At 61.5% G+C, this 1576-nt stretch carries 1 pseudogene; it reads right to left on the reverse strand.

Features of this window, described 5'->3' with window-relative positions:
- Positions 1–29 precede the first annotated feature (29 nt).
- Positions 30–1576, reverse strand: a pseudogene (locus AC1DWM_RS30045) (VCBS domain-containing protein); the annotation flags it as partial.

The following is a 1576-nucleotide window of genomic DNA, read 5'->3' on the forward strand; positions in this document are numbered from 1 at the left end:
CGCCGTCACACCACCAGCCACCACATGAATGCCGTCACACCACCGGCCACCACATGAATGCCGCCGACATCGAGGGTTTGCAAGCCATCAAGCGCGGTCACGGTGAAGGTGCCGTTCTTCGTCAGGGCCGGGGTGTTCGGGTTGGTGCCGTCGCTGAGGTTTTTCTCGTAGACGGTCAGTTCGCCGCCGTAGACGTTGAGGCCATCGAGGGTGACCGGGTCATCGTTGTTGTGGATTTTCAGCACTAGGTTGGCGGTGCTGGAATCGCCGTCGGCATCGGTGAGGGTGTAGGCGAAGGTTTCCGTGCCGTTGCCATTGCCGTGCAGGGCTTTGAACTCGGCATCACTGGTGTTCAGGGTGTAGGTGTACGTGCCGTTGGCGTTCAGCACCAACGTGCCGTAAGTCCCGGCAAAGGTGCCGGGGGTGATGGGACCGGCATTGGGGCCGGTCGGTATGCGGTCGGCGCCTTGCACGTCATTGCTCAGGACGTTGCCGTTGAGGGTCAGCAGAGTTTCCGATGCGGTGCCGGCGTTGCTGTCGTACACGCCTTGAGGCCGGTCGTCGATGATGTTGACGTCGAGCGTGCCGTTGGCGGTGGTGCCGTTATCGTCGACCACGGTCACGGCGAATTGCTCTGGCAGTGAGTTGGCGTCGTTGCCAGTGGGGTGGGCTTCGTTGTCGGCCAGGGTGTAGCTGTAGCTCACGACGCCAGTCGTGGCGTTGAACCCGGTGATGGTCAGCGTGCTGCCCAATGGCGTGACGATCGATTGCGGGAAGCCGGCGGCGGTACCGCCAACCACCACGTTGATGCCACCGACGCTCAGGGTCTGCACGCCATCGAGGGCGGTAATGGCGAAGGTGCCACTTTGGGTCAGCGCCGGGGTATCGGGGCTGCTGCCGTCGCTGAGGTTTTTCTCGTAGACGGTCAACTCGCCGCCGTAAACATCGAGCCCTTTGAGGATCACCGGATCGTTGTTGTTGTGGATATTCAGCACCAGGTTGGCGGTGCTGATGTCGCCGTCGGCATCGGTAATGGTGTAGGCGAAGGTTTCCGTGCCGTTGCCATTGCCGTGCAGGGCTTTGAAATCACTATTGCTGGTGTTCAGGGTGTAGGTGTAGGTGCCGTTGGCGTTCAGCACCAACGTGCCGTAAGTCCCGGCAAAGGTGCCGGGGGTGATCGGGCCGACATTTTCCCCGAGGGTCACGCGGTCGGCGCCTTGTACGTCGTTGGTCAGTACATTGCCGTTGAGGGTCAGCAGGGTTTCCGATGCGGTGCTGGCGTTGCTGTCGTACACGGCTTGAGGCAGGTCGTCGATGATGTTGACGTTGATCTGGTTGGTCGCGGTGCTGCCGTCGGTGTCTGTCGCCACCACATCGAAGTTTTCGGTGAGGCTGTTGTTACCGTTGGCGGCTGGATGGGTTTCGTTATCCACCAGGGTATAGCTGTAACTGACCACGCCCGTGGTGGCGTCGAACCCGGTGATGGTCAGCGTGCTGCCCAATGGTGTGACGATCGATTGCGGGAAGCCCGCCGTCACGCCACCGGCCACCACATGAAGGCCACCGACATCGAGGG

This window comes from Pseudomonas sp. P4_C8 (genome assembly GCF_056401975.1).